Genomic DNA, 7,210 nt, shown 5'->3' on the forward strand with positions numbered 1-7,210 from the left:
CAGCGGGTCGCCGCTCGGCGAGCTGCCGCTGGCCTGACGGCCCTCGGCGACGGCGGCCTCGGCGTCGGCCACCAGGGGCGCCAGGGTCGCCGCCGGGACCGAGCCCTCCAGCCGCTTGGCGTCCACTAGGTCCGAGGAGATCGAGGCGATGGCCGCCTCCAGGTCCTTGGCCGCACTCTGGAGGCGCTCACGGGCTCCGGTGACCTGGGCGGCCAGCTCGCCGGCCTGCGCGATCGAGCCCTGGGCGATGCGCACCTGCTCCACCGCCGTCGCGTCCTGGGAGGCCTCGACGCTGGTACGGGCCTGGTCCAGGGCGGTGCGTCCGGCCGTCAGCAGGCGGCGGGCCTGCTCGGGGGCCTGGGCCACGCTCGTCAGGGAGGAGGCCGGGTAGGCGGCACTCAGGGTGACCAGGATCGTCTCGGCCATGACGATGGCCTGCTCGGTCTCGTCGGCCCGCTGGGTGGTCTCCGCGATCGACGTCGGCAGGTTCGCCTCAATGCCTCGCCGCTTGTTGAAGGCCTCCTCCTGGGCGCGGATCTCACCGACCGCCTCCGAGCAGTGCTGGAGGATCTCGGTGTACATCTGGCGCTGCTGCGGCTCGGTCTCGGGGATGTCGTCGTCGAGGATCTTGCGCAGCTCGAAGCACCGCGACAGGTGCTTGCGGGCGCTGTCCAGGGCGGCGGTGAAGGCGTCCGTGGCGGACAGCCCGAACTGCGCCTGGGCGTAGGACAGCTCCTCGGCGGCGGCGCGCACCGTGTCATCGGCCTGGACCAGGGCGCTGCCGGCCTGGGTGCGCAGCTGCTCCACCGTCATCGCGGCGGGCCCCGATGCCTGGTCCGCCGGTGCGCCGCCCGCGGCGGCCTGCTTCTTGCGCTTGCCGAACAGCATGTCGTCGTTCTCCTTGTTCTTCCTGCGCTTGTACACCGTCCAGGCGGCGGCCCCGCCGGCCGCCACCGCGCCCCCTCCAAGCAGGAGCGGAAGCGCCGAGGAGCCCGAGCCCCCCGAGCTGTTTGAACCGCCTGAGCCCGAGGACCCGGACATGTTCTCCGGGATCGCCGCGACGGCGTCGTCGTAGTTCCCCGCGCTCAGCTGCTTCTTGAGGGCGGAGTCGATCCGCTTGTAGTCCGACTCGGAGAACTTCGAGGAGTTGCTGTGCGCCTGCAGCTTGTAGCTCTTCGAGGCCGAGCCGTCAGCGGGGATGTTGATGACCAGGAGCATGTCGTCACGCCCCAGCTTCGTGTCCTTGAAGGTCTGCTCGGCGATCGCCGAGGCCTTGCGGCTGGAGTCGGAGACGGTCAGCACCCACAGGCCCACGCCGTGCTTGGAGGACATCGTGTCCACGGCCTGCTGGGCCTCGGTGGCGTCCAGGATCCCCGCCTTGTCGGTGACGTGCTTGGTCAAGGTGGTGCTCGACACCACCGGCAGGGCCCGGGGCGCGACCGCCGACACCGCGCCGGCGGAGGCGCCGGGGGCCAGGGGCGTGGTGCCCGCGGCCGTCGTCGACGCCGCAGCGCTCGCGGAGGCTCCCAGCAGCCCCAGGACGGCCGCCGTCGCGGCGCCGGAAGCGGCCATGTGACGCAAGGGATGGGGGTGCGGGGACTGTGGATGCTTCATCCGGGCCATAGTCCCCGCAGGGCGTCGGTGTGAGCAAGTCGTTTCGCCTCAGGCGGCACGTGTGCGCCTGTCACTGCTTGCGAGCAACCGAACCACCGGCAGAATGTCACCCATGACAGACACGCTCACGATCACCGTCATCGAGCCCGAGGAGCTCGCGCCCGTGGGGCGCCTGGGGGAGTGGCTCTTCGCCGAGGGGGCAGCGTTGCGCATGGTGCGTCCCTGGCGGGGCGACCCGATCCCGTCCCTGAGCGAGGTCGGCGACGGCCTCGTCGTGCTGGGCGGATCCATGAGCGCCCATGACGAGGCAGATCACCCCTGGCTGGCGGACCTGCGTGAGCTGCTGCGCGGCGTCGTCGCCGACGACGTCCCCGCCATCGCCATCTGCCTGGGCGCACAGGTGGCCGCCGAGGCCCTGGGCGGTACCACGGCCGTGCCGGCGCTGGGCAAGGACGAGGTCGGCGTCGTCGATCTGACCATCACGCCGGCCGGCGAGAGCGACCCGGTCTTCGGGCAGGTGGCCGCCGAGGCCGTCCGCGCCGCCCACCGCGCCGGGATCTCCACCTCCGACGGCACCCGTTTCCCCGTCATCGTCTCCCACCACGACGCCGTCACCCACCTGCCCGAGGCCGCCACCCTCCTGGCCTCATCCGACCGCTCCCCGGTGCATACATGGCGGGCCGGCCGGCTCCTGGCCTTCCAGCACCACCCCGAGTCCGACCCCGCGCGCGCCGCCTACTGGCGCACCCGCGACGCTCTGAACGAGCAGTCCGGCACCATGGACGCGGCCTCCCTCAAGGCCGCCCGTGACGCCCTGGAGGTGGCCGCCGGCCGGAGCGCCGCACCGGGCGCCGTCGGAACCCATGGGGCGACGCCCGCCGACCTGCCCGAGGCAGTCGCGAGCGCCGGGGCCGCCGTCCGCGAGGAGGCCGAGAGGGTCGACCCCGTCATCCAGGCCTTCGGCCGCACCCTGGCGCGGATACTCGTGCGCAACGTGCGCGCCCGCCGCCTGGTGCGCTGAGCCGGCATGCGCATGGCCGTCGGGTTCACTGAGGCCCGGCGGCCCCCGTGCGGGTCCGGCGCCAGCGGATGTACAGGACCAGGAAGGCGGCGAGCTGCATGCCGATCAGTCCTGTGTCGCCGACGATGAGCATGCCCATCCGGAGTGGGGACATGTCGCTGCCCACAAGGTTCATGTGCATGGGGACGAAGCAGGCGAGGAGCAGGGCGCTCGTACTGATGAGTACGAGGAACTGCTGACGCAGTGACAAGGGGGACTTGCCCCGGGTGGCGAGTGGGTGACCTTCATGTGGCATGGTTCAGACCTCCTCAGCGTCGATGATGGCGTAGGCGTATCCCTGCTCGGCCAGGAACCGCTGGCGGTGGGCCGCGTACTCCTGGTCGGCGGTGTCGCGGGCGACGACCGTGTAGAAGTGGGCCTGGCGGCCGTCCTCCTTGGGACGCACGATCCGGCCGAGCCGCTGGGCCTCCTCCTGACGTGAGCCGAAGGAGCCCGAGACCTGGACGGCCACGCTCGCCCCGGGCAGGTCGATGGAGAAGTTCGCGACCTTGGATACCACCAGTGTACGGATATCTCCCGAGCGGAAGGCGTCGTAGAGGCGCTGACGTTCGTGCACCGTCGTCGAGCCGGTGATGACGGGGGCGCCCAGGTGCTCGGCGATCTCGGTGAGCTGGTCCACGTACTGGCCGATGACCAGGGCCGACTCGCCCTCGTGACGGGCCAGGAGGGCGTCGATGATCGGCAGCTTGCGCGGTGAGGAGGCGGCCAGGCGGTAGCGCTCCTCGGGCTCGGCGGTCGCGTAGGCCATGCGCTCACCGGCGTCGAGGGTCAGGCGCACCTCGGTGCAGATCGCCGGGGCGATCCAGCCCTGGTTCTCCAGATCCTTCCAGGGGGCGTCGTAGCGCTTGGGGCCGATGAGGCTGAAGACCTCGTCCTCGCGACCGTCCTCGCGCACAAGGGTCGCGGTCAGGCCCAGGCGGCGGCGCGCCTGCAGGTCCGCGGTCATTCGGAAGATCGGTGCGGGCAGGAGGTGGACCTCGTCGTAGACGATGAGCCCCCAGTCGTGTGAGTCCAGCAGGTCCAGGTGCGGGTAGACGCCCTTCCGGCGGGTGGTCAGGACCTGGTAGGTGGCGATCGTGATGGGGCGGACCTCCTTGCGCGAGCCGGAGTACTCGCCGATCTCGTCCTCGGTCAGGGTGGTGAAGCGCATGAGCTCCTCCTTCCACTGGCGCGCCGAGACCGCGTTGGTGACCAGGATGAGCGTTGTCGTCGAGCTCCTGGCCATGGAGGCGGCGCCCACCAGGGTCTTGCCGGCCCCGCACGGCAGGACGACGACGCCGGATCCTCCCGCCCAGAAGCTCTCCACCGCCTCGGACTGGTAGGGGCGCAGCTGGAAGGTGCCGGGGGAGTCGGTCAGGGTGATGGGGTGGGCCTCGCCGTCGACGTAGCCGGCCAGGTCCTCGGCCGGCCAGCCCAGCTTGATGAGCACCTGCTTGAGGTGGCCCCGCTCGGAGGGGTGGACGACAACGTCGGCCTCCCCGAGCCGCTGACCCAGCAGGCCCTTGGTGCGCTTGGAACGCATGACCTCTTCCAGGACCGGCACGTCGGTGGCGTGCAGAACCAGGCCGTGGGCGGGATCGGTGAGGAGCTGGAGGCGGCCGTAGCGGCTCATCGTCTCGGCGATCTCGGTGAGCAGGGCGTGCGGCACCGGGAAGCGCGAGTAGGTGATGAGGGTGTGGACGACCGTCTCGGCGTCCAGGCCCGCCGCACGCGCGTTCCACAGGGCCAGCGGGGTGATCCGGTAGGTGTGGATGTGCTCGGGGGCACGCTCCAGCTCGGCGAAGGCAGCGATGGCGCGGCGGGCCTCGCCGGCTCCGGGGCGGGCGACCTCCAGGAGGACGGACTTGTCGGACTGGACGATGAGCGGGCCGTCGGGTGCCGACGACGCCGGTGACACAGAATCGCTGGGCGTAGCGGACATGGGCGGGAGTATCCCAAGCCGGGGCGCCGGGGCGCCGTGACGGACGAGACGTTCCTCTTCCAGCGGGAGGGGCGATCCGGCCGGCATCGTGCCCGCACGAGCGCACCTCACGGCCCGGATGCTGAGCTCCCGTAGCGGTGCGTGAGCCGTGGGGTGCGAACGCGAGCCCCGGACGCGGGTCGGGAGGCGCCATGAGGCGCCAGAAAGGGTGAAATCTGCGGGATCGTGTCCAAATCGGTGACAAAGGCGCGGGACGAGCTCCAGTTCACGAAGGAAAACCGCGTGATTCTGCGGTTCGTGTCGTTGGTCTCAGGGGTGCTCAGGTCCCTTTGTCACCGATTTGGACACCGGTGCCCTTCATCCCCGGTCCCCGCTCTGCCCGTGAGTGGGGCTGGGGCGTATTTTTGTGCGGATGAGCTCTTCCGCCTCCACCCAGGACCTCGCCGTGCACCTGACGGCGCTGCCGGACCGCGAGGTCGCCGCCCTGTTGGTGGCGCGTCCGGATCTGGCCGCGCCGCCGTCCTCCTCCTTCCTGGCTCTGGCGACCCGGGCCGGGGCGCAGGGCAGCGTCGAGCAGGCGCTGGCCGGGCTGGATGCGCCGATGCTGGCCGTGGCCGAGGCGGTGGTGGCACTGGGCGGTCCCATGGAGTCTGGGGAGACCGAAGGGGCCGGTGGCACTCAGACCGCCGAGGGCGATGGATCCGATGGAACCGTTCAGAGCAAAGGCGAACCGGCCGATCCGTCTGAGGCTGGTCTGGCCGGGCTGGTCGCCGCCCACCTGCCGCTGGAGGCCGAGCAGGTTACTGAGGCGCTGGATCACCTGGGTCGGCTGGCGCTCGTCATCGAGGGCCGCCCTGTGGCCGCACTCGAGACGGCCTTCGGGCCGCACCCCTTCGGCCTGGGGCCGTGGGCCGCCGAGCCCCTGAGCGCCGAGCAGCTGCCGCCCGCCCTGGAGGAGCTGAGCGAGGTCGTCGCTGGCGGTGGCGGCGAGCCGGTCATCCCGGCGACCTCCGTGGAGATGCTCCAGGCCCTCACCTGGGGGCCGCCCGCCGGCACGCTGCGCTCGGGCGGCACCGCTCCGGGGGCGGCCCCTCTCATCGAACGCGGCTGGCTGGAGCGCAGCAGCGACGCCCGGGGACGCACTCGCTTCATCCTGCCGCGCCAGGTGGCCCTCGCCCTGCGAGGCGGCCGCTTGACGCACGAGGCCCTGACCGCCCCCGAGGCCAGCGTGTTGGAGACGGTGGGCGGCGCCGTCGTCGCCTCCGAGTCCTCCTTCCACGCCGAGGAGACCGTTCGGCTCGTGGGCGCGCTCCTGGAGGAGTGGGGCCGTGAGGGCGGGACGATCCGCCGCACCGGGGGAGTGAGCGTGCGCGCTCTGGCCCGTACCGCCGACGCCCTCGACCTGGAGCCAGACGCGGCCGCCCGCATCATCGAGACCGCCGCGGGTGCCGGGCTCCTGGGACTCGATGACGACGGCGCCACCTGGGTGCCCTCCATCCTGTCCTCCGGCTGGCTCGCCGACAGCCTCCCCCAGCGCTGGGCGCCGCTCGCCCTGGCCTGGGCGGGTAGTGCCCGCACCCCCTGGCTGACGGGCACCCGCGACGACGACGGAACCCTGCGCGCCGTCCTCGGCCCGGACCTGGAGGCCGGGTGGGCGGTGCGACTGCGCGCTCGGGTGCTCGCGCTCCTGGGCGACCTCCCGCAGGGGGCGAGTGCGACCCCAGCCTTCGTACGGGCGGCCCTGACCTGGCAGAGCCCCCGGCGCACCGTCCCGGGTGGTGCGATCTCCGCGGTCCTGGCCGAGGCTGAGGCGCTCGGGATCACCGGCGGCGGGGCGCTCACCGAGGCTGGCAGGATCCTCTCCCGGCGGGCAGCGGCGAGCCTTGATGAGCAGGACGCCGGACGCGGTGGCGGTGTCGGTAGCGCCGAGAGGGGCGACGGTGACGCACACGCCGAAGTGCTGTCGGATGACGAGACCCTGGCGGCGCTGGAGGCGGCACTCGCCGCGGACCTACCGGCCGCCGTCGAGACGATCCTCGTCCAGTCCGACCTCACCGCCATCGTGCCGGGCCGGCCCGCACCCGAGCTGGCCGCGCTGCTGGAACGCACGAGCGTCGTCGAGTCGCGCGGCGGGGCGCTCACGGTGCGGTTCACGCCTGAGTCGGTGCGCGGCGCGCTCGACGTCGGATACCGGGCCGAGGAGATCACCCAGGCGATCGGCCGCTACAGTCCCACTCCCCTGCCGGACTCGCTGAGCGTGCTCATCCAGGACGCGGCCCGCCACCACGGGGCGGTGCGAGTGCGGGCCGTGTCCGCGCTGCTGCGGATCGGCGATGAGGCGACGGCCGCCGGGCTCCTGGCCGAACCGCGATTGAAGGACCTCGGCCTGGACGAGGTGGCGCCCGGGATCCTCGTGGCCACGGCGAGCGCCGGGCAGGTGCTGCGCGAGCTGCGCGCCACCGGGCTGGCGCCCGTGACCGAGGACGCGAGTGGACATATGGTGGTCGGGCCGGCCGCCGCGCAGCGGGGGCGTCGGGCGCCCGAGCCGTCACGCCCTGGCAGCGAGCACTCGGTCCGACGGCGCCGGCCTGGAA

The 7,210-nt window shown here is 72.4% G+C and carries 5 protein-coding genes; 2 read left to right on the plus strand and 3 right to left on the minus strand.

Annotation, left to right across the window (positions count from 1 at the left end):
- Nucleotides 1-1,614, minus strand: a 1,614-nt coding sequence (locus HMPREF9056_RS13715) for a TPM domain-containing protein (RefSeq protein WP_034514307.1), incomplete at its 3' end; no start/stop codon positions are given.
- Nucleotides 1,615-1,726: 112 nt separating this feature from the next.
- On the opposite strand from HMPREF9056_RS13715, the gene HMPREF9056_RS08090 reads away from it, so the two are divergent.
- Nucleotides 1,727-2,635: a type 1 glutamine amidotransferase gene (locus HMPREF9056_RS08090; protein WP_009404325.1), complete on the plus strand. Its 909-nt coding sequence runs from the start codon at nucleotides 1,727-1,729 to the stop codon at nucleotides 2,633-2,635.
- 25 nt (nucleotides 2,636-2,660) lie between these two features.
- On the opposite strand, the gene HMPREF9056_RS08095 is transcribed toward HMPREF9056_RS08090, so the two are convergent.
- On the minus strand, nucleotides 2,661-2,930 hold the full coding sequence (locus HMPREF9056_RS08095) for a hypothetical protein (RefSeq protein ID WP_253269989.1): 270 nt from the start codon (nucleotides 2,928-2,930) through the stop codon (nucleotides 2,661-2,663).
- Nucleotides 2,931-2,933: 3 nt separating this feature from the next.
- Complete coding sequence (locus tag HMPREF9056_RS08100; protein ID WP_009404327.1) at nucleotides 2,934-4,616, minus strand: DNA repair helicase XPB; 1,683 nt, start codon at nucleotides 4,614-4,616, stop codon at nucleotides 2,934-2,936.
- Nucleotides 4,617-5,028: 412 nt separating this feature from the next.
- Here HMPREF9056_RS08100 and HMPREF9056_RS08105 point away from each other — a divergent pair.
- Nucleotides 5,029-7,210, plus strand: a 2,182-nt coding sequence (locus tag HMPREF9056_RS08105; protein ID WP_009404329.1) for a helicase-associated domain-containing protein, incomplete at its 3' end; no start/stop codon positions are given.

This window comes from Actinomyces sp. oral taxon 170 str. F0386, from assembly GCF_000195595.1.
Lineage (GTDB): Bacteria > Actinomycetota > Actinomycetes > Actinomycetales > Actinomycetaceae > Actinomyces.

Bases quoted from the DNA above. Each gene is read 5' to 3' on its own strand.
- HMPREF9056_RS08090 (WP_009404325.1), top strand. From the start codon at position 1,727: ATGACAGACACGCTCACGATCACCGTCATCGAGCCCGAGGAGCTCGCG.
- HMPREF9056_RS08095 (WP_253269989.1), bottom strand. From the start codon at position 2,930: ATGCCACATGAAGGTCACCCACTCGCCACCCGGGGCAAGTCCCCCTTG.
- HMPREF9056_RS08100 (WP_009404327.1), bottom strand. From the start codon at position 4,616: ATGTCCGCTACGCCCAGCGATTCTGTGTCACCGGCGTCGTCGGCACCC.